Raw genomic sequence first — 20,973 nt, 5'->3', positions numbered from 1 at the left:
GCCTAGCTGTCCGCCTGGTGGGCACCGGCCGGGTCCGCTCCACCGAGGAGGATCCGCTCCAGCCGCTCACGGGTGGGCAGGTTCCGGGGCCGTACGACGCGGCCGCTGCGGACGTGCAGGAACGCGGCGGTGACCTTCTCCAGCGGGGTGCCGGTGGTCTCCGCCCAGGCCAGGCGGTAGATCGCGAGCTGCAGCGGATCGGCGTCCGCGGACCGGCCGGTCTTCCAGTCGACGATCTCGAAGCCGCCGCCGGGGGTCGCGTACACGGCGTCGATCCGGCCGCGCACGACGCGTCCGGCCAGTGTCAGCTGGACCGGAACCTCCATCAGGTGCGGGGTGCGGTCGGCGTACTCGCTGCGCTCGAAGGCGGCCTTGAGGGCCTCCAGGTCGTGCGCGTCGGCGACCTCCTGGTCGGACCCGGGAAGATCGCCTGCGGGGTCGAGCACGTCGAGCAGCGGCAGGGGCAGGTCCTCGAACCGCGATTCGACCCACGCGTGGAACCGGGTGCCCTGCCGGGCCGCCGGCTGCGGCGGCTTGGGCATGGGCCGCGCGAGCTCGCGTACGAACGCCTCCTCGTCGGCGGCGAGACGGAGCAGGTCGCTCGCGGACAGGGAGGCGGGCAGCGGAACGTCACGCACGGCGGCGCGGGTCCGGCGCAGCTCACGGGTCAGGGCGTCGAGATCCCGGTCCCACGAGTCGACCGCCCGCAGCTCCTCCGGCGCGAGCCGGTCCCCGCCGGCCTCCCGGCGGGGCCGGGGCAGCTCCCCACGGCGCCCGCGCACCGCGCGGCGGCTCCCGCGGGCGGGGTCCCCGGCGGCCGCGTCCCCGTGCCGGTCCGCCGGCGCATCATCCCTGTGGGCCGGGCCGTCCTCGGAGTCACCCGCCCACGGGTCGTCGTGGGCGCCGCCCGCCGCCTGGACGCCCCGGCGGCGGTGCTCGCCGTGCTCGCCGCCGTGGGCCGGGATGCCCGCCCGGCCGTCCTCGTGGGAGCCGCTCCAGGGGTCGTCCCCGTACGCCGGCTCCTCGGGCACGAGCCCATCCGCCCACAGGTCGTCGGACCGGCGAAGGCCGGCTCCGGCGGGAGCCTGGGACCGGTCCCCCACTCCGCCCCTTCCCGAAACCGGAGCTCCGCCCCGGAACCCGTCCGCCCCGCGCGCGGACAGGCCGGCGGCCGGGCCGTCCCCGTCGGCCGCCCACGGGTCGAGCCCGAGCGTCCCACCGTCCCGGGCCGGGGGCACGGCGGCTCCGGCCCCGGAACGCACGGGTGCACCCGCGCCGGAAACAGCCGCCTCCGGCCCCCACAGATCGTCATCCGGCGCATCGGCGGCCGCATCACGCGCACGGACGACGAAGGCTTCGGCCACCGGCAGGCCGGGCCCGCCGAGTCCGTCGGCCGAGGCCGGGAGGACGGCCCCGGCTCCGGTGCGCGGGGGCACGACGGTCGGCTGACCGGCTTCATCTGCGGCCCACAGGTCGTCGGCGTCCCCGTACGTCTGCGGTTCTTCCTCGTACGCCGGGTCCTCGCAGGAGGGCGGCCAGAGGTACGGGTCCTCCGGCGGTGCCGACAGGTGGGACTCGACCAGGGCCGCGGCCGCGCGGCGGAGACGGAGCGAGGCCGGGTCCAGGGGCAGGGGCCAGGACCGGTGCTCGTCGGTGGTCCCGGTCAGGGCCGGGTTCTCGGCATCGGCCTCGGGCTCGTCGGCCCACACCTCCACCTCGCCGCGCCCCGGCAGCCCGCAGTGCTCGCGCAGGGCGGTGAGGAAGTCCGAGGGCCCCCGGCGCCTCTTCTGCGTCGGCCCCCACCAGTGCGCGGAAGCCAGGAGCAGGGACTTGGGACGCGTGAAGGTCACATAGCCGAGGCGGAGCTCCTCCACCTGCTGGTGGGAGCGGAGGCCGGCACGGAAGGCCTTCAGGCCGGCCGCCGTCCACGGCGGGTCCGCCGGGAGGGTGGCCGCGTCCCCGCGCAGCGCGTGCGGCAGCACCCTCGCGTACGAGGTCCATGCCTCGCGCGGCTGCTCACTCGGGAACGCCCCCGCGTACAGGCCGGGCACGGCCACCACGTCCCACTCCAGGCCCTTGGACTTGTGCGCCGTCAGCACCTTGACGGTGTTCTCGCCGCCCGGCAGGGCGTTGTCCAGGCCCTTCTCGTACCGTTCGGCGGTGCGCAGGAAGGACAGGAAGGCAAGCAGGCTCGCCTCGCCGTCGAGCGCGGCGAAGCCCGCCGCCACGTCGAGGAAGTTGGACAGCGTCTCCCGGCGGCGCGCCGCGAGCGCGTGCGGGGAGGCGGCGAGCTCGACGTCCAGGCCGGTGGTCGCCAGCACCCGGTGCAGGACGTCCATCAGCGGGTCGGACAGGGAACGGCGCAGGTCGCGGAGCTCCTGCGCGAGATGGGCGAACCGCACCCGCGCCTCGGCGGAAAACGGCAGCCCGTCATCCGCCCCGCCCCCGGAGCGCGCCGACCCGCCCCCCGAACCCGCACCCGCACCCGCACCCGCACCCGCACCATCCAGGAAGGTATCGAGGGCATCCGCAAGGGAGATGATCTCGGCCGGGTCCACCCCCTCCACCGCCGCGGCCAGCCGCAGGTCGGGGTCATCTCCCGCCCCGGAGGACTGCCGGGAGACCAACAGCCGGGCCCGGCGGCCCAGCAGGGCCAGGTCACGGGCGCCGATCCGCCAGCGCGGGCCGATCAGCAGCCGCACCAGGGCCGCGTTCGCGCCCGGGTCCTGGAGCACCTCGCAGACGGAGACCAGATCGGCGACCTCCGGCAGGTGGAGCAACCCGGACAGGCCGACCACCTCCACCGGAACGTCCCGGGCCACCAGCGCGGCCTGGATCGCCGCGAAGTCCGCGCCGGAACGGCACAGCACCGCGACGTCCCTGGGCTCCTTCCCCGTACGCACCTGATGGGCGACGGAGTCGGCCAGCCAGGCCAGCTCCTCCGCATGGGTGTCGAGCAGCGCACACCGTACGAAGCCCGTGTGCTCCGCACCCTCCGCGGGCCGCAGCGCCTCCACACCCGCGTGCATCGAGCGGAGCGGCGCGGCCAGGGTGTTGGCGAGGTCCAGCAGGCGTCCGCCGCTGCGCCGGTTCTCGCTGAGCGAGTAGCGGGTGGCGGGGGTGCCGTCGGCGTGGGGGAAGTGCTCGGGGAAGTCGTCCAGGTTGGCCACGGAGGCGCCGCGCCACCCGTAGATCGCCTGGCAGGGGTCGCCGACCGCGGTCACGGCGTGCCCCGTACCGCCGCCGAACAGCCCGGACAGCAGCAGCCGCTGCGCCACCGAGGTGTCCTGGTACTCGTCGAGCAGGACGATCCGGAACTCCTCCCGGAGCAGCCCGCCCACCTCGGGCCGGGTGGTCGCCAGCTCCGCGGACAGCGCGATCTGGTCGCTGAAGTCGAACAGGTCCCGGGACCGCTTGGCCGCCCGGTAACGACCGACGAGCTCCAGCAGCTCCAGGCGGCCACGGGCGGCTTCCGGCACCTTGCGGAGGTCGTCATTGGTGAGCCGGGCACCGGCGAGGGCGTCGAGCAGGGCGGTGTCGTACGCACGGAGGCCATCCGGGGCGACCAGGTGCTCCGAAAGCTCCGCGTCCAGCGCCAGCAGGTCACTGACCAGGTCGGGGACGGACTTGGTCAACGAGGGGTACGGCCCCGGGGCCTCGCGGAGCACGCGCGCGGCGAGCTGGAACCGGGTGGCATCGGCGAGCAGCCGCGAACTGGGCTCCAGCCCGATGCGCAGCCCGTGGTCCTTGAGCAGCTGCCCGGCGAAGGCGTGATACGTGGAGATCCGCGGCTCCCCCACCACCCCGCCGTCCACCCCGCCGCCGTCCGCGGGGGAAGGATCCGGATCGGTGATCCCGGCCTTCGCGAGCGCCTTGCGCACCCGCTCGGCCAGCTCGGCGGCGGCCTTGTTGGTGAAGGTCAGACCGAGGACCTGCTCGGGAGCCACCGTGCCCGTCCCGACCAGCCAGACCACCCGCGCGGCCATGACGGTGGTCTTGCCCGAACCGGCACCCGCAACGATCACCTGCGGCGCGGCGGGGGCGGTGATACAGGCCATCTGTTCGGGCGTGAACGGAATCCCGAGCAGCTCCTTGAGCTGCTCGGGGTCGGTGAGTCGGGTGGCACGTGCGGACACCCGTCCAGGCTAGCCGGGCCCACCGACAACCCCGCCCACGCTGCGCGGCTCCGCCGCTGTGGGTGGCCGGGCTCCGCTCTGCGGCCGGTGCGCCGGGCGTTTTCCGCGCTCCGCGCGGGGGGTCTCCCACCCGCCCACCCGTACAAGGGATCTCGATGTCGAGCCGCCTGTGGGTGGCCGGGCGCCGCTGGCGGCCGGCGGGTGGGGTGGTGGTGTGCCGATGCTTCGCCTGGACGGCGTCACAGGGGTGCCCGGGGGTGGGTGGGCAACCCCGCCCGGGCCCGGTGGGCTCAGGGGGTGGAGCGGGCCGCGCCATACCCCCTACTCCACCGTCTGCCGTCCCTCCGGGCGGGCGCTGCACGCCGCGCGGAAGGAGCAGTGGTCGCAGTGCGAGCCCGTGCTCGGGGTGAAGCGCTCGTCGAGGACGCGGCCGGCGGCGGTGGCGAGGAGGTCGCCGACCCACTCGCCGGACGGGTCGGACTGCAGCGGCTGCTGCGCCTGGACCTTGGGGTTGCGGTCGCCGCCGTCGCGGGCCGCGGCGCCCTGCCGGAGCTGGACGAGTTCGGCTCCGCCGGGCTCGGGGCGGGCCCCGTCGAAGTGCTCGTCGACGGCGCCCTCGCGCACGGCCAGCTGGTAGACCGCGAGCTGGGGGTGCCGGGCCACCTCGGCCTTGGTCGGCGCGCCCTTTCCGGTCTTGAAGTCGACGACGTACGCGCGTCCCTGCCCGTCCGTCTCCACGCGGTCCATGGACCCGCGGATCCGGACCTCGTACTCCCCCGCCCCCAGGGTGACGTCGAAGTCCTGCTCGCTGGCGACGGCCGTACGGCCGGCCCGGTCGGAGTGGTGCCACTGCAGGAAGCGCTCCAGCGCGGCGCGCGCGTTCTCCTTCTCCTGCCGGGACTTCCACGGCGCGTCGAAGGCGAGCGCGTCCCAGACCGAGTCGAGCCGTTCCATCAGCACGTCCAGGTCGGCGGGCGTGCGCCCGGACGCGACCTCGTCGGCGAGGACGTGCACCACGTTGCCGAAGCCCTGGGCCGCGGTGGACGGGGCGTCGGCCTTGACCTCGCGGCCGAGGAACCACTGGAGGGAGCAGGTGTTGGCGAGCTGGTCCAGGGCGCTGCCGGAGAGGACCACGGGCCGGTCGCGGTCGCGCAGCGGGACGCTCGCCCGGGTCGGCTCGTACAGCCCCCACCAGCGCTGCGGGTGCGCCGCGGGGACCATCGGCCGGCCGTCCTCGTCGGCGAGCGCGGCAAGGCGGGCGAGGCGGCGGGCTGCGGCGTCGCGGAGCGCCGGGGACGCGTCGGGGTCGACGGTGGTGGCGCGCAGCTCGGCGACGAGCGCGGGCACGGCGAGCGGCCGGCGCGGCCGGCCGGTGATGTCCTTCGGGGGCACCCCGAGCTCGGTGAGGAACCGGGACGGCTGGTCGCCGTCGTCGGCGGGCGCCTTGACGGCGGTCACGACCAGGCGCTCGCGGGCGCGGGTGGCCGCGACGTAGAAGAGCCGGCGTTCCTCGGCGAGGAGCGCGCCGGGGGTGAGCGGCTCGGCGAGGCCGTCGAGGCCGATCCGGTCGGCTTCGAGGAGGGAACCGCGGCGGCGCAGATCGGGCCAGAGCCCTTCCTGGACCCCGGCGACCACGACGAGACCCCACTCCAGGCCCTTGGAGCGGTGCGCGGTCATGAGGCGTACGGCCTCCCGCCCGGTCTGCCGCTTCGCAAGGGTGTCCGCGGCGATGTCCTCGGCCTCCAGCTGTTCGAGGAAGTTGAGGGCGCCGCGGCCGCCGGTGCGCTCCTCGGCGCGGGCCGCGTTCTCGAAGAGCGCGCAGACGGCGTCGAGGTCGCGGTCGGCGTTGCGGCCGGCGGCGCCGCCTCGGCGGGCGTTGCGTTCGAGCCGCTGCGGCCAGGGGGTGCCGTCCCAGAGGGCCCAGAGGGCCTCCTCGGCGGTGCCGCCGCCGGCGAGCAGCTCGGTGGCCTTGCGCAGCAGGGTGCCGAGGCGGTGGGCGCCGCGGGCGTACGCGGGATCGTGCGCGAGGAGGCGTTCGGGCTCGGCGAGGGCTCGGGCGAGCAGGACGTCGGAGGGGGCGGGTACGAGGACTCCGGCGGCGCGTTCCTCCTCGCGGAGGGCTCGGCCGAGGCGGCGGAGGTCGGCGGCGTCCATGCCGCCGAGGGGGGAGCTGAGCAGCTCTATGGCGGCTTCGGCGGTCTCGCCGGTGCGGGTGGTCGCGGAGCCGATCTCGCCGGTGCGGACGTTGGCGGAGCCGGGCTCGGCTCCGGGCTCGGCTCCGGGCTCGGCTGAGCCGGGCTCCGCGGAGCTCGGCTCCGCTGCGGCGGTCTCGGCCTCGGCCGACCCGGCGGTCGAGGCACCGTCGGGGGACGCTGCGCGATCGGTGCCGGCCGGTGTGCCGTGTGCCCACCCGTGCCGCCCTGCGGCACGCCTGCCCACACGGCAGGCGGACTCGGCGGACCCGCCCGCACGGCCGGTGGCGGCAGACTCGCCGGAGTCGCCCACACGGTCACCGTCGCCGGCGGCGGGCTCGGCAGGGGCGGCAGGCTGCAAGGCGGATTCCGCGCACAGGCGGAGGGCCGTGAGGAGGGGGGCTGCCGCGGGCTCGTGGCGGAGGGGGATGTCCGCGCCGTCGGTCTCGACCGGGACGCCCGCGGAGATCAGGGCGCGGCGCATCGAGGGGAGCGTACGGCCGCCCGCGCGGACCAGGACGGCCATGTCCTGCCACGGCACGCCGTCCTCCAGGTGGGCCCGGCGCAGGATGTCGGCGATGTTGTCGAGCTCGGCTGCCGGCGACGGGTACGTGAAGACCTCCAGCCGGCCGCCCTCCCGGGTCGCCCGGAGGTCACGGTGCGCACGCACCGCCGCGGCGGGCAGGCGCGGCACCGGCATCCGCATCGTGAGCAGCCGGGTCGCCGCCAGCAGCGTGGCTCCGGAGCGGCGGGAGACCGTCAGCGGGGTGACGGCCGCGCCGGGGAAGGACCCGGCGAAGTCGAGGATGCCGTTCACGTCGGCACCGCGGAAGGCGTAGATCGACTGGTCGGGATCGCCGAAGGCGACCAGCCGGGCGCCCCCGCCCGTCAGCGCCTGGAGCAGCCGGATCTGCGAGGCGTCCGTGTCCTGGTACTCGTCGACGTAGATCGTGTCGTAGAGGGAGGCCACCGACGGGGTGCGCTCGGCCAGCAGCACGGCCCGGTGCAGCAGCTCCGTGTAGTCCAGGGTGCCCTGCATGTCCAGGACGTCCAGGTACTCGGAGAGGAAGGCCGAGGCGGCCGCCCAGTCGGGACGGCCGATCCGCCGGGCGAAGCCGGCCAGTGCGTCCGGGCCGAGGCCGAGCTCGCGGCTCCGGGCGAGCACCGCCCTGACCTCGTCCGCGAAGCCGCGCGTGGTCAGCGCGGCCCGCAGGTCGTCGGGCCACGGGATGGACCCCAGTTCCCGCTGCCCCTCCAGCAGGGCCCGTACGGTCACGTCCTGCTCGGGGCCGGACAGCAGGCGCAGCGGCTCGGTGAACAGGTCCGCGTCCTGGTGGGCGCGCAGCAGCCCGTAACAGAACGAGTGGAAGGTGGTGGCCTGCGGCGCCCGCGCGCCGCCCAGTCGCAGCGCGGTCCGGTCGCGGAGCTCCACCGCGGCCTTGCGGCTGAAGGTGAGGACCAGGATCCTGGCCGGATCCGCCCCGGCCTCGACCCGGGCCGCGACCGCCTCGACCAGCGTGGTGGTCTTGCCGGTGCCGGGCCCGGCGAGCACGAGCAGCGGCCCTTCCGTATGGTCAACCACCGCGCGCTGTGCTGCGTCCAGCACGGGGGGAGCCACGCGTTCCGGTCCGCCGCGCAGCAGCCGGTACGCGTCGTGGTTCCGCGTGCGGCCGTGGGAGGAAGAGGTGATCACGTGGGGTGCCGGTCCGGTCCTGAGGGGTGGGTCTGCGTCTGCCGAAGAGGCAACGCTACGGCAACCCGCGCGCCCGGCGCAGTTCCGTCCGCGCATCCCCCGTACGGGTCCGTGATCGTCCGGAAGAGCCTCCGCGCGGCGCCGGAATCACGGAAGCTGTCAAGTGTGAGACAGACCTCGTCCGCCGTCCGGGCCGTCCCAGCGCGCCCGCCGCATGTCCAGCCGCGGCCCGGCCGTCGACTCGCGCAGCGGGGTCCCCTCGGCCCGGTAGTGCTCCAGGGCGCGCCGCTCGCTGCCGGGCAGCGGGACGCCGTCCGCGCGGACCACGCGCCACCAGGGGACGGCTCCGCCGTAGAGGGCCATCACCCGCCCCACCTGGCGCGGGCCGCCTTCCTCCAGCCATTCGGCGACGTCGCCGTAGGTCATCACCCGGCCGGGCGGAATGCGCTCGGCGGCTTCCAGCACCCGCTCCGCGTAGTCGGGCAGGGCAGCCGGGGCGGGGGTCTGCTCGCTCATTCGGGACATGGTGCCGTACGTACCGGAGAGGTGCACGGAACGTTTCTTTCCGTACCGGGTCGCACCCTGGTGCCCCGCCGTACCGTCCGTCCGTGCCACCATCGTGCGGGCGGTGACCGGTGATACGTGATCAAGAAGAGACGGAAGTGACGGCGAACCAGCGGGGTGCGAGTCCTCCGGACGACGCGGAGGCGCGGCGAAACGCGCCCGCCGTGCCGGAGCCGGGCTCCGGCACGGGCGGTGCGCAGAACGGCACCGACGGCAAGGAAGCGACCGACGTCACGGCCGCGGCCGACGGCGACGCCACCGCCAACGCGGAAGCCGGGCCGGAAGCCGAGCCGGAAGCGGACCCAGACAAAGGAACCGGAGCAAAGCCGGACGTGCAGGTGACGTCCGGGGCAAAGCCGAACGGAAAGGCCAAGGCAAGGGCAAGGGCAGGGGCGAACGCCAAGCCCAAGCCCAACCCCAACCAAGACCCCGACTCCGGCTCCGGCTCCGACTCCGGCTCCGGCTCGGACCGCGGGCCCGCCCCCGACACCGACCCCCGCACCGGTCACCCCACCGCCGACCGGGTGGAGATCGACGAGCCGCTGCTCGCCGCGCGCGTGCACCGGCCCTCCGACCTGGTCCGGCTGCTGATCGGCATCCTCGGCATCGTCCTGGTGCTCGGCATCGCCGCCTTCGCGCACGGCACCGCCGCCGGTCTGGAGGCCGACATCAGCGCCGGCACCCAGGAGGCGCCGCCGCTGCTGATCAAGGTGGCCGGACTGGTCGGCAGCATCGCCGTGCTCCTGGTCCCGGTCGCCTTCGCGATCGAGCGGCTGATCAAACGCGACGGCCTGCGGATCGCCGACGGCGTGCTCGCCGCCGTCCTCGCCCACGGGGTGACGCTCGCCACCGACCTGTGGGTGTCCCGGTCCGCCCCGGAGAGCATCCAGGACGCCCTCACCCGCGCCACCGGCGTCGGCGAGGGCCTCACCGATCCCGTGCACGGCTACCTCGCGCCGGTGATCGCGTACATGACCGCCGTCGGCATGACCCGGCGCCCCCGCTGGCGGGTGGCGCTGTGGGCGGTCCTGCTGCTCGACGCCTTCGCGATGCTCGTCGGCGGCTACACCACCCCCTTCTCGATCATCCTCACGGTGCTGATCGGCTGGACCGTCGCGTACGGGACCCTCTACGCGGTCGGCTCCCCGAACGTCCGGCCCACCGGCCAGAACCTCCTCGCCGGCCTGCGCCGGGTCGGCTTCCAGCCGGTCACCGCCATGCGCGCCGAGCCGCTGGAGGGCCCCGAGGTCCCCGAGCAGCGGGACCGCGGCCGCCGGTACCACGTGACCCTGGAGGACGGCCCGCCGCTCGACGTCACCGTCGTCGACCGCGAGCAGCAGGCGCACGGGTTCTTCTACCGGGTCTGGCGCCGCCTCACCCTCCGCGGCATCACCACCCGGCGCAGCCTCCAGTCGCTCCGCCAGGCGCTGGAGCAGGAGGCCCTGCTCGCCTACGCCGCCATCGCCGCCGGCGCCAACGCGCCCCGGCTGATCGCCACCTCGGAGCTCGGCCCGGACGCCGTGATGCTCGTCTACGAGCACCTGGGCGGACGCAGCCTGGACTCCCTCTCCGACGAGGAGATCACCGACGCGCTGACCCGCAACGCGTGGGAGCAGGTACGGGCCCTGCACTCGCGGCGCATCGCGCACCGGCGGCTCACCGGAGACGCCCTGGTGGTGGATCGTTCCGGCAATGTCACCCTCACCGACCTGCGCGGCGGCGAGATCGCCGCGGGCGATCTGGTGCTGCGGATGGACATCGCCCAGCTGCTGACCACCCTCGGTCTGCGGGTGGGTGCGGAGCGGTCGGTGGCCGCCGCGGTGTCGGTGCTCGGCGGGGACGCGGTCGCGGACTGCCTGCCGCTGCTCCAGCCGATCGCACTGAGCCGGTCCACCCGGGCGACGCTCCGGCGGCTGGCCCGGGAACGGGCGGAGCGCGAACGCGAGGCGGTCCTGGAGTCCTCCCGGCTGGCGAAGGAACAGCGGGAGGCGGAGGCCGCGGCCCGGAAGGCGCCGGCCTCGGCGAAGTCGGCGAAGGCCGAGTCCAAGGCGGAGAAGCGGGCGGAGAAGCGGGCGCTGGACGTGGCGCTGGACGAGGCCCGGGAGGAGGACCTGCTCAGCCAGATCCGCCGCCAGGTGCTGCTGATCCGGCCGCAGGCCCCGGTGGAGCCCGCCCGCCTGGAGCGGATCCGGCCGCGCACGCTGGTGTCGTTCATCGCCGGTGCCTTCGCCGCGTACTTCCTGCTGTCGCAGCTCACGCACGTGGACTTCGGGACCATCGTCGGCGAGGCGCAGTGGGGCTGGGTCGGGGCGGCGGTGGCCTTCTCGGCGCTCAGCTACTTCGCCGCGGCGATGAGCCTGCTCGGCTTCGTACCCGAGCGGGTTCCGTTCCTGCGGACGGTGTGCGCGCAGGTGGCGGGGTCGTTCGTGAAGCTGGTGGCCCCGGCGGCGGTCGGCGGCGTCGCGCTGAACACCCGCTTCCTGCAGCGCGCGGGAGTGCGGCCGGGTCTCGCGGTGGCGAGCGTGGGCGCGTCCCAGCTGTTCGGGCTGGGGGCGCACATCCTGCTGCTGCTGTCCTTCGGCTATCTGACGGGCACCGAGAAGACCCCGGAGATGACTCCCTCGCGGACGGTCATCGCGGGCCTGCTGACGGTCGCGGTGCTGGTGCTGGTGGTGACGGCGATCCCGTTCATGCGGAAGTTCGTGGCGACCCGGGTGCGTGCGCTGTTCGCGGGCGTGGTGCCGCGCATGCTGGACGTGCTGCAGCGGCCGCAGAAGCTGCTGACCGGCATCGGCGGCATGCTGCTGCTGACCGGATGCTTCGTGATGTGCCTGGACGCGTCGATCCGCGCATTCGGCGGCGGCAACACGATCTCGCTGGCGAGCATCGCGGTGGTGTTCCTGGCGGGCAACGCGCTGGGCTCGGCGGCGCCGACGCCCGGTGGTGTGGGCGCGGTGGAGACCACGCTGACGCTGGGTCTGATCGCGGCCGGTCTGGACAAGGAGATCGCGATCTCGGCGGTACTGCTGTTCCGGCTGATGACGTTCTGGCTGCCGGTCCTGCCGGGGTGGCTGTCGTTCAACTACCTCACCCGCAAGGAAGCGATCTAGCGTCCCGGCGGGCGGTCCGGCACCGCCCGCCGGCAGGGCCGCACGGGGCAGGTCTCAGGGGCGCGGGCCCGGTCGCAGGGGCCGGCCGTACGGGTCAGCACGGGTCAGCCGTACGGGTCCGGCTTCGGTTCCGGGGGGCACCAGTCGTCCAGGAGGACGCCCAGGAGCTGGGCGCAGCGGGACTGGGCCGGGGAGGGCTCCCTCGGCGGGGGGCCGCCGACGGGGATCCGCTCCGTCCTCGCGAGGTCCGGTTCCGCGTCGGTGAAGTCCGGTTCCGGGAACCCCGTCGCCCGGGCCGCCGCCTCCAGCGCCTGGATGTGCACGAACCAGTCGTGGGCCAGCCGCTCCACCCGTACGTCCTCCGCCGCCGCCTCCGCCAGCGCCTCCAGCTCCGCCTCCAGCCGCGTCCGCTCCGCCCGGAGCCTGGGGTGCGCGGCCTCCACGTGCCGCCCGGCCGCCTCGTACGCCGCCACCTCCCGGCCCAGCGGGTGCGGCCGCGGCCCGGCCACCGTCGGCCGCCTGGCCCGGAACGCCGCGTCCAGCCCGGCCAGCAGCCCCTCGCCTCCGGTACCGGGATCGAGGGCCGACCGTACGTCCGCCTGCGGCAGCCCCAGCTCCGTCATCCGCACCGCCCACAGGATCCGGACCAGGTCGTCGTACCCGTACCGGCGGCGGCCGTCCGGCCCGCGCTCCGGTTCCGGGAGCACTCCGGCGCGGTGATGGTGGCGGATCGCCGTCGGCGTGGTCCCGGCCAGCACCGCGGCCTCACCGATCCCGACCGTGGTCCGCCCGCGGTGCGTCCGGCTCCCGCCGTGCCGGTCCCGGCCCCCGCCGAGCCCGTCCCGTTCGCCGTCCACGCCGGTACCGGCCGTCTCGTGCATCCCGGCCGTCCCGCGCATACCGGCCGTATCGTCCGTCTCGCCGTTCATACCCACCAGGTCACCACGGACCGGCACGGAACGCCCACCCCCGAACGGGTCTCGGCGGGGGGCGGGACGACGGAATCACCCACAGGATGGGTTCATGACGGGAAAAGCCCTGCGGGCCACCGCTGCCGCCACCCTCACCGCCACCCTGCTCGCCACGGCGGGCTGTTCCGACGGCTCGGGGCAGACCGAGAGCACCGGTGGCACCGGCAGCCCACAGGCCGCCCCGCAGAAGCTCGACTGGAAGACCTGCCCACCCCCCACCACGGCCCAGGGTGGCGGTGAGACGCCGTCCAAGGAATGGCAGTGCGCCACCCTCAAGGTGCCGCGCGACTACGCCGACCCCGGCGGCGAGCAGATCGAGCTCGCCCTGATCCGCTCCCCCGCCAAGGACAAGAGCAAGCGCCTCGGCTCGCTCGTCTACAACTTCGGCGGCCCCGGCGGCTCCGGCGTCACCACCCTGCCGGGCGCCGCCCAGGACTACGCCGCCCTGAACCAGCGCTACGACCTGGTCAGCTTCGACCCGCGCGGGGTCGGCGCCAGCGAGCCGGTGATCTGCGAGAGCAACCAGCAGCTGGACAAGTACTACGCCCAGGACAGCACCCCGAGCACCCCCGCCCAGGAAAAGGACTTCGTCGACGGCCTCCAGGCGTACACGAAGGCGTGCGAGAAGAACTCCGGCGCCCTCCTCCCCTACGTCGGCACGACGAACGCCGCCCGCGACATGGACGTGCTCCGGCAGGCCCTGGGCGACGAGAAGCTGAACTACTTCGGCATCTCCTACGGCACCGAGCTCGGCGGGGTCTACGCCCACCTCTTCCCCGACAAGGTCGGCCGGACGGTGTTCGACGCGGTGGTGGACCCGACCCAGACGGCCGAGCAGGGCGCACTGGGCCAGGCGAAGGGCTTCCAGCTGGCGCTGGACAACTTCGCCCAGGACTGCGTGGACCGGGGCGACGCCTGCCAGCTGCAGGGCAGCACCGTCAAGGAGATCGAGGACAACATCATCAAGCTGCAGCAGCGGCTGGAGAAGGAGCCCATCCCCGGGATCGGCGACCGCAAGCTCACCCAGTCGGCCGCCACCAACGGCATCGCGCAGGCGCTGTACTCCAAGGAGCTGTGGCCGCTGCTGGAGCAGGGGCTGGACGAGGCGGAGGGCGGCCAGGGCCAGCTGCTGATGGCGCTCTCGGACAACCTCAACGGCCGTGACCAGCAGGGCAACTACAGCAACATCCTCTCCGCCAACACCGCCGTGAACTGCGCCGACTCCAAGCAGCGGTTCGACCTGGCGCAGACGAAGGCGAAGCTGCCCCAGTTCAAGGCGGCCTCGCCGGTGTTCGGCGAGTTCCTCGGCTGGGCGCTGATGAGCTGCACCGGCTGGCCGGTGGGCGGCGCCTGGAACACCCCCGACGTGAGCGCGCCGGGCGCCGGTCCGATCCTGGTGATCGGCGGCACGGGCGACCCGGCCACCCCGTACGAGGGCGCCCAGCACATGGTGGAACGGCTCGGGCCCGGGGTCGGCGTGGAGATGACCTACCAGGGCGAGGGCCACGGGGCGTACAACAGCGGCGACCCGTGCGTGCAGAAGGCGGTGGACGGCTTCCTGCTCAACGGCACGGTCCCGCCGGCGAAGACGGTCTGCACCGCCCCCTCGGCACCCCCCGAGACCCTCCCGGCGACACCCCCCGCCTCGTCCGCCGCCGGCTGACGCCACACCGGTCGGGGTCCGGACGCACGGAGGGGCCGTACCGCATCCCGCGCGGTACGGCCCCTCCGGGTCGTCACATCATCGGACAGGTCCGGCGGCACCGCCAGCCCGACCCCGTCCGGTGAGCGTGGAACCGGTCCACGGGGGACCGGTCCGGTCTAGTAGACCGGCTTCGACGGCTCGATCTGGTGGACCCAGCCGATCACGCCGCCGCCGACGTGCACCGCGTCTGCGAAGCCCGCGGACTTCAGCACCGCGAGGACTTCCGCACTGCGGACACCCGTCTTGCAATGCAGGACGATCTTCTTGTCCTGCGGCAGGTCCTGGAGGGCGTTGCCCATCAGGAACTCGCCCTTGGGGATCAGCTTGGCGCCGGGGATCGAGACGATCTCGTACTCGTTGACCTCGCGGACGTCGATGATCTCGATGTTCTCGCCTTCGTCGATCCACTCCTTGAGCTGCTTGGGAGTGATCGTCGAACCGGCGGCCGCCTCCTGGGCCTCCTCCGACACGACGCCGCAGAAGGCCTCGTAGTCGATGAGCTCGGTGACGGTCGCGTTCGGGCCGCAGACCGCGCAGTCGGGGTCCTTGCGGACCTTGACCTGGCGGTACTGCATCTCCAGGGCGTCGTAGATCATCAGACGGCCGACCAGCGGCTCGCCGACGCCCGCGAGCAGCTTGATGGCCTCGGTGACCTGGATGGAACCGATGGACGCGCAGAGCACGCCCAGCACGCCGCCCTCGGCGCAGGACGGGACCATGCCCGGCGGCGGCGGCTCCGGGTAGAGGCAGCGGTAGCACGGGCCGTGCTCGGACCAGAACACCGACGCCTGGCCGTCGAACCGGTAGATCGAGCCCCACACGTACGGCTTGTTCAGCAGCACGCAGGCGTCGTTCACCAGGTAACGGGTGGCGAAGTTGTCCGTGCCGTCGACGATCAGGTCGTACTGGCTGAAGATGTCCATCACGTTGTCGGCCTCGAGCCGCTCTTCGTGCAGGATCACGTTCACGTACGGGTTGATGCCGAGGACGGAGTCACGGGCGGACTCGGCCTTGGAACGGCCGATGTCCGACTGGCTGTGGATGATCTGGCGCTGCAGGTTCGACTCGTCGACCTCGTCGAACTCCACGATGCCCAGCGTGCCCACACCGGCCGCCGCCAGGTACATCAGGGCGGGCGAGCCGAGGCCGCCGGCGCCGACCGCGAGCACCTTGGCGTTCTTCAGGCGCTTCTGGCCGTCCATCCCGACATCCGGGATGATCAGGTGCCGGGAGTACCGACGGACCTCGTCAACGGTGAGCTCAGCAGCTGGCTCGACCAGGGGTGGCAGCGACACGGGCACTCCGTAGATGGGGAGCGTCCCCGCTCGCGCGGGGAGCAAACTGATGGTTGTACTTCCCGTAACAGTGCCACGCCCTTCTTCATTCCGAGACACCCTGTCCGATACGCGAGACGATTTCGTCCCAGTACGCGGGCATTCCCGCCCATGGGTCCCCGTTCCCGCGGTGGCCGGCGCGGTCCGACCGGTCGGTGAACCAGATCGTCCCGGCCCCCTGCCAGCGGGCGATCCGCATCGCCTCCTCCAGATGGGTGCGCGGCACCCCGTGCACCAGGTGGCAGAACCGCTCCGGCGGGTACTCGGCGGTCCACTCGGCCACCTGCGACCAGCGGTAGTCCGCCCAGGCCCCCGAGAAGGTGACCAGCTGGTCGGCGGTCTCGGCGTAGCCGGCGTACGGATGGGTGCCGTGCCCCAGCACGATCCGGGGCGCGTCGCCGAGGGTCCGCAGGGTGTCCACGACCCGGCGCACGGCCGCGAGCGAGGCCCGGTCCGAGGGGGCCTCGGCCAGGTAGAAGCCCCCGACCTTGTACCAGTCCACGTACCGGTGGGCGTCGGAGAGCAGCTCCCCGACGGTCCGCTCCCCGTCCCGTACGGCGAGGTGCCCGAGCAGGGTGCCGCCGGCCTCGCGCAGCTTGTGCGCGGCTTCGGAGCAGTGCGGGTCGGGCCGCTGTCCGGGCCCGTCGGCCACGTTGAGCACGGCCCAGTGCAGCGGAGTGCCGGGCCGGGCCAGCTCACCCCACTCGGCGGGGGCGAGCAGCGGGTGCGCGTAGCCGGGTACGCCGAGGCCGAGCCGGCCGGCCTCGGTGGCGGCCGGGGCGGCGCCCGGCGGGGTGGTCAGATGCGGCATGCCGCCTCCATCCAGATGTCCGCGAGGGATTCCTCCAGGTTGATCCGCGGCCGCCAGCCCAGCCGGTCCCGGGCGGTGCGGACGTCGGCCTGCTGCCAGGCCCCGCAGCCGTCGGGGTAGGGGTAGGGGGGCGGGACCGCGGCGGCGAGCTGCTCGGCGGTGGGCTCGGTGCGCGGGGCGCCGATCCCGGCGTGCCGGGCGGGCAGCCCGTGTGCGTGCGGGCGGTCCGGGGCGTCGATCTCGTGCAGGGCGCCGCCGTATCCGGCGACCCGGGCGAGCACGGCGGCGGCGTCCCGGAGCCGGACGGCGCGGCCGGTGCCGATGTTGACCACGCCCTGGGCGGCGGACAGGCTCGCGGCGTGCACGGCGCGCGCCACGTCCCGTACGTCGACGAAGTCGCGCTGCACGCCGAGGCCGCTGAGCTTGATCTCGCTGTCCCCGGACTGCATGGCGCGGCGCATGGCCTCGGCGAGACGGCCGAGCGGGGACCCGGCGGGGGTGCCGGGTCCGACGGGTGAGAACACCCGGAGCACGACGGCGTCCAGCCCGGAGCCGAGCACCAGCTCGGTCGCGGCCAGCTTGCTGACGCCGTAGGGACCGCCGGGTCTGGGCACGGCGTCCTCGGCCGTGCTGGAACCGGGCTGGCTGGGTCCGTACTCGGCGGCGCAGCCGAGCTGGACGAGCCGGGCGCCGCAGCCGCTGCGGCGCAGCGACTCGCAGATGGTGGCGACGGCGACGGTGTTGTGCCGGGTCAGCTCGCGGGCGCCGCCGCGGGTGGCCCCGGAGCAGTTGATCACCACGCCGGGGTGGACGGCGTCCAGGAACCGGGTGAGCGCGCCGGGGCTCCCCGTGGCCAGGTCGAAGCGGACGTCGGCGTCGTCCCCCCGCCCGAGGGCGGTGAGCTGGACGGCGGGGTCGGCGAGCAGCCGGTCGGCGACGTAGCGGCCGAGGTATCCGTTGGCTCCGATCAGCAGCACCCTCATCGCGCGGCCCCCTGCTCGATTCGCCGGCAGTTCATGTCTTCTCCTCGTCTGGGTTCGGGGTGTCGGGAAACGGGGTGTCCGGGTCCTCGGCCGGGGCCCGGGTGCGGGCGCCGTACGTGCGCGGAGGCTCGGGACAGCGCGACGGTGACGTGTACGGCGGCGGCTCCGGCGAGTACGACGGCGAGGCCGGGGAAGGGCAGCAGCCCGAGCGCGAGGGCTGCGGCGGCCGCCCGCCGGCCCCGGTGGGCGCAGAGCAGCCGGGCGAGGAAGAGCAGCAGGGCGACCGGCGCCGCGGTGCCGAGCGGTGCGCCGGTGAGCGCGAGCACGGGGAGGGCGGCGGCCGCGTACCCGGCGGTGGCCGCGAACGGCAGCGGGCGGACGGAGGCGGCGAAGTCGTCCAGTGTCGGGGCGGTGCGCAGGCGGCGCCGGGCCCGGTCGGAGTACCAGGCCGCGGCCCAGTGGGCGGGCAGCGCGGCCAGCGCGAGCCCGACCCCGAGAGCGGCCCCGTGGACGTGGACGGCGTACGCCACTCCGGCGGCGGCGGCCGCGGCGGCCCACCGGGGCAGGGCCGCGGCCTTCGCCCGGACGGCTGCGTGCGGCCCGGCCGGCCAGAGGAAGGCCAGCGCGACCGCGATCCCGGTCAGCACCGCCGCCCAGCCGCCCGCGACGGGCCCGGACAGTAAGGCGGCCAGGGCGGCGAGACCGGCGGGCGACACGGCCCGGGCGGTGGTCCGGAGGGCGGCGAGCCGGTCGCGCGGGGGCGCGGGCCGGGTCTCCGGGGCGAAGCCGGTGGCGGGCCTGGGCACCCTGGCGTGGATCTCCTCGGCCAGCGAGAACACGTCGCGGTGGCGGCACCGGGCGGCGGTCCGGTCGGTGACCCCGGCGGCCTCCAGCCCGGCGGCGATCTCCAGCGGCCCGACGGCCCGTTCGCAGAGCTCCCGGTGCCGGTGCATCAGCGCCTTGACGGGATCCCCGCCGGCCCGCCGCCGCGGGAACCCGGCCGTGCCGTCCCGGCCGGAGGGCGTTCCTGCCCCCGAACCGGTCGAGCCGGCCGAGCCGGCGCCGGGGGTTCCGTACGGTGTGCCCGGTCCTGCGGAGGCTTCCGGGTGGTGCCGGACCCGGTCGCCGTCGGCCGACGGGGCCGGGATGCCGGACCCGGGGGCCTCGTCCGTACGACGGGCCGGCGGCACCGGCTCCGGGCCGAATCCCTGCACGACGCTCCCCCTCCACACGATCTGCAACGGCTCGACGGCGCGCGGCCCGGTCCGGGTCTCCCGCGCGGCTCCGTCCCACGTGTCCGGCTGCGGCACACCCACGAGTACGGCGGCGTCCGCCTCGCCCCGGCCCACGGCGGAGCCGGCGGCGGTGCGCCTCGCCGGCGTCCGGTCCGCCGCGGAGCGGACGGGGGCCGGCCGCGCCGGTGTCCGCGGCGCCGGGCGCGGGACGGAGCCCCGCGGGTCCGGTCGGCGTGCGCCCGCGGACGCCGCGCCCCGGCCGGACAGGTCCGGCACGGCCATCGGGGCGGCCCCCCGGAACGGTCGCGGGGCGGAGCCCTGACCGGCCCGGCGGGACCTGCCGTCGGAGGCGGATCCCAGGACGACCGGGCGGGATCCGCTCGATCCCCTCGGTCCCCTCGATCCGCTCTCGGCCGCGGCGCCCTCCGGGGCGGGAGCCACCGGGGCGGGCCGAGGGGCGGGGAGCGTGTACGTCGGCGGGTTCGGGTTCCGGCGGGAGGGGTTCATACCGGCGCCTCCGCCACTCGGCTCGGGGTGGTCCAGTGGCCGGGCACCCTCGCCTCGGCCGGGACCGCGAAGGGGACCTCCCAGCGGCCGGTGCGGCCCGTGCTCCCGCCCGCGGCCGCGATCAGGTCGACGTACATCTCCCCGAACGCCTCCACCGTCCGCTCCGCGGCGAACAGTTCCAGCGCCCGGGCGCGGGCGGCGGCGCCCAGCAGGGCCGCTCGTTCCCGGTCCCGCAGCAGGGACACGCACGCCTCGGCCAGCGCCCGCGGGTTGCGCGTCGGGACCACCAGGCCGGTGCCGCCGATGACCTCGAACACCGCGCCCGCGTCCGTGGACACGGTCGCGCGGCCGCAGAACATCGCCTCGACCAGCGTGGTGGGGAAGCCCTCCACGGCGGAGGAGGAGACGGCCACCCGTCCGGTCGCGTACGCCTCCGCCACCGACGGCGCGTAGGGGCCGCCGACCTCCTCGAAGCTCACCGGGTTCTCCCCGGCCGAGACCCGGTCCGCCGCCTCGTCGGGGAACAGCTGGGCCGCGAGGGCCCGGCAGTCCGCCAGGTAACGGGAGTCGGCCGGGGCCGACGGGGCCGACTGGGCCGCCACGGCTGTCGGAGCTGCCGTGGCCGTCGGAGCTGTCGTGGCCGTCGTGGCCGTCGGGTTCGTGCAGAAGATGCGGAGCCGGGCCGCCGGTTCGGCGCGCCGGACCTCCGCGAACGCGTGCAGCAGTCCGATCAGGTCCTTCGCCGGTTCGACCCGCCCGACCCAGACCAGCGTCACGGGGTCGGCCCCGGCGAGTTCCGCCTCCCCGACTCCGGCGAATCGGTCCGCCTCCATGCCGGGGTAGACCGTCCGTACCCGCACCCGCGGAGCCCCGCACCGCTCCTGCCAGCGCCGGACGTGCGCGTTGCCGGGGGTCAGCAGGTCGGCCCGGTCGTACAGTTCGGCCGCCAGCCGCGCCTGGAAGCCTCCGGTCAGCGCCCGTACGGCCCTGGTGCCGCTCTGCTCCAGGCAGTGCGCGCGGAGCTGGACGCCGTACTCGGTGACCAGCAGCGGGACCCCGCAGAAGCGTTTGGCCACCAGCCCGGGAAGCGCCGCCGTCCCACCCGCTGCGGCGTGCACCACGTCGGCCGCGCCCAGGCTCTCGTACCAGTCGAGGGAGAGCGGGCGGAGCGCCCGTTCCAGCGCGGCCGCGGCGTCCGCCAGGTCCGCGGCGCCGGCCCCCTGGACGGCGCGGTGCGCACCCGGGGCGCGGCAGCCGGCCTCCAGTGCGCGGAGGGCGTCCTCGGAACGCAGGGCGGCGCTCAGTCCGCCCTGCTCCTGGGCGAGTTCCGCGAGGGCGTACAGCCCCCCTGCGAAGGCCCGGCCGTGGCCGGGGCCGGCATCCGCCCGGTCGCCCGCGTTCGCCCGGCCGCCCGCATCCGCACCGGCACCGGGGTCCGGTGTCGCACAGATCGCGCCGGCCAGGAGCCGGAACGCGGACGCGAACCGCGCCCGGTCCCGGCGGCGGAGCCCGCGGCGGCCGTCGTCGGCCCCGCCCCGCGGCTGCGCGTAGAGCGTGAACTCGTGCTGTGGGAGACCGCGCACGAGCCGGTCGCACCACTGCCTCGAACCACCGTCGGTCAGTAAGCCGATCCGCACGCGTGGCACCCCCGTTCTCCCGTACGCGGCGATCCGGTCTCGCCGCGGGAGAACTCAAGCGGATATGCCGGTGGCGCGACGGACGGTTGTCCGTC

The 20,973-nt window shown here is 75.1% G+C and carries 11 protein-coding genes; 2 read left to right on the top strand and 9 right to left on the bottom strand.

The window, feature by feature from the left end:
- Positions 1 to 2: 2 nt before the first annotated feature.
- From AB0O36_RS26280 to AB0O36_RS26270, 3 genes are all read right to left on the bottom strand, one after another.
- Entirely contained in the window at positions 3 to 4,058 is a 4,056-nt protein-coding gene (locus AB0O36_RS26280; RefSeq protein ID WP_365114729.1) for a UvrD-helicase domain-containing protein, read from the bottom strand.
- A 399-nt stretch (positions 4,059 to 4,457) separates the two neighbouring features.
- Positions 4,458 to 7,946: an ATP-dependent DNA helicase gene (locus AB0O36_RS26275; RefSeq protein ID WP_365114728.1), complete on the bottom strand. Its 3,489-nt coding sequence runs from the start codon at positions 7,944 to 7,946 to the stop codon at positions 4,458 to 4,460.
- A gap of 234 nt (positions 7,947 to 8,180) precedes the next feature.
- Positions 8,181 to 8,537, bottom strand: coding sequence for an MGMT family protein (locus tag AB0O36_RS26270; RefSeq protein ID WP_365114658.1), 357 nt, complete (start codon positions 8,535 to 8,537; stop codon positions 8,181 to 8,183).
- A gap of 146 nt (positions 8,538 to 8,683) precedes the next feature.
- Between AB0O36_RS26270 and AB0O36_RS26265 the strand changes: the two genes are divergently transcribed.
- Complete coding sequence (locus AB0O36_RS26265) at positions 8,684 to 11,695, top strand: lysylphosphatidylglycerol synthase transmembrane domain-containing protein (RefSeq protein WP_365114657.1); 3,012 nt, start codon at positions 8,684 to 8,686, stop codon at positions 11,693 to 11,695.
- Between the two features lie 104 nt (positions 11,696 to 11,799).
- On the opposite strand, the gene AB0O36_RS26260 is transcribed toward AB0O36_RS26265, so the two are convergent.
- The gene (locus AB0O36_RS26260; RefSeq protein ID WP_365114656.1) at positions 11,800 to 12,624 is read right to left on the bottom strand and encodes a MerR family transcriptional regulator; all 825 of its coding nucleotides are present in this window, start codon (positions 12,622 to 12,624) and stop codon (positions 11,800 to 11,802) included.
- A 94-nt stretch (positions 12,625 to 12,718) separates the two neighbouring features.
- Between AB0O36_RS26260 and AB0O36_RS26255 the strand changes: the two genes are divergently transcribed.
- Positions 12,719 to 14,329 carry an alpha/beta hydrolase gene (locus AB0O36_RS26255; RefSeq protein ID WP_365114655.1) on the top strand — a complete coding sequence of 537 codons (1,611 nt, stop codon included), beginning with the start codon at positions 12,719 to 12,721 and terminating at the stop codon, positions 14,327 to 14,329.
- A 158-nt stretch (positions 14,330 to 14,487) separates the two neighbouring features.
- Here AB0O36_RS26255 and moeZ read toward each other — a convergent pair whose 3' ends face one another.
- The 5 genes from moeZ to AB0O36_RS26230 all read right to left on the bottom strand — a co-directional run bounded on the left by moeZ (position 14,488) and on the right by AB0O36_RS26230 (position 20,878).
- Positions 14,488 to 15,666 carry an adenylyltransferase/sulfurtransferase MoeZ gene (gene moeZ / locus AB0O36_RS26250; RefSeq protein ID WP_365114654.1) on the bottom strand — a complete coding sequence of 393 codons (1,179 nt, stop codon included), beginning with the start codon at positions 15,664 to 15,666 and terminating at the stop codon, positions 14,488 to 14,490.
- 85 nt (positions 15,667 to 15,751) lie between these two features.
- Positions 15,752 to 16,516, bottom strand: coding sequence for a spherulation-specific family 4 protein (locus AB0O36_RS26245; RefSeq protein ID WP_365114653.1), 765 nt, complete (start codon positions 16,514 to 16,516; stop codon positions 15,752 to 15,754).
- The gene (locus tag AB0O36_RS26240; RefSeq protein WP_365114652.1) at positions 16,504 to 17,499 is read right to left on the bottom strand and encodes an NAD-dependent epimerase/dehydratase; all 996 of its coding nucleotides are present in this window, start codon (positions 17,497 to 17,499) and stop codon (positions 16,504 to 16,506) included. Before AB0O36_RS26240 ends, AB0O36_RS26245 begins: the two co-directional genes overlap by 13 nt.
- Positions 17,496 to 18,713 carry a hypothetical protein gene (locus AB0O36_RS26235; RefSeq protein ID WP_365114651.1) on the bottom strand — a complete coding sequence of 406 codons (1,218 nt, stop codon included), beginning with the start codon at positions 18,711 to 18,713 and terminating at the stop codon, positions 17,496 to 17,498. The genes AB0O36_RS26240 and AB0O36_RS26235 overlap by 4 nt, the downstream gene beginning before the upstream one ends.
- Positions 18,714 to 19,237: 524 nt before the next feature.
- Positions 19,238 to 20,878 carry a glycosyltransferase gene (locus AB0O36_RS26230; protein WP_365114650.1) on the bottom strand — a complete coding sequence of 547 codons (1,641 nt, stop codon included), beginning with the start codon at positions 20,876 to 20,878 and terminating at the stop codon, positions 19,238 to 19,240.
- Between the last annotated feature and the right edge of the window lie 95 nt (positions 20,879 to 20,973).

Origin of the sequence: Streptomyces sp. NPDC089799, assembly GCF_040684755.1 — a bacterium.
GTDB lineage: Bacteria > Actinomycetota > Actinomycetes > Streptomycetales > Streptomycetaceae > Streptomyces.
This window is presented reverse-complemented; position numbering and strand designations above follow the sequence as displayed.

What these genes read in the sequence shown, in the direction of transcription:
- AB0O36_RS26280 (WP_365114729.1), bottom strand. Translation starts at nt 4,058, where the DNA reads ATGGCCTGTATCACCGCCCCCGCCGCGCCGCAGGTGATCGTTGCGGGT.
- AB0O36_RS26270 (WP_365114658.1), bottom strand. Translation starts at nt 8,537, where the DNA reads ATGAGCGAGCAGACCCCCGCCCCGGCTGCCCTGCCCGACTACGCGGAG.
- AB0O36_RS26260 (WP_365114656.1), bottom strand. Translation starts at nt 12,624, where the DNA reads ATGAACGGCGAGACGGACGATACGGCCGGTATGCGCGGGACGGCCGGG.
- AB0O36_RS26255 (WP_365114655.1), top strand. Translation starts at nt 12,719, where the DNA reads ATGACGGGAAAAGCCCTGCGGGCCACCGCTGCCGCCACCCTCACCGCC.
- AB0O36_RS26245 (WP_365114653.1), bottom strand. Translation starts at nt 16,516, where the DNA reads ATGCCGCATCTGACCACCCCGCCGGGCGCCGCCCCGGCCGCCACCGAG.
- AB0O36_RS26240 (WP_365114652.1), bottom strand. Translation starts at nt 17,499, where the DNA reads ATGAGGGTGCTGCTGATCGGAGCCAACGGATACCTCGGCCGCTACGTC.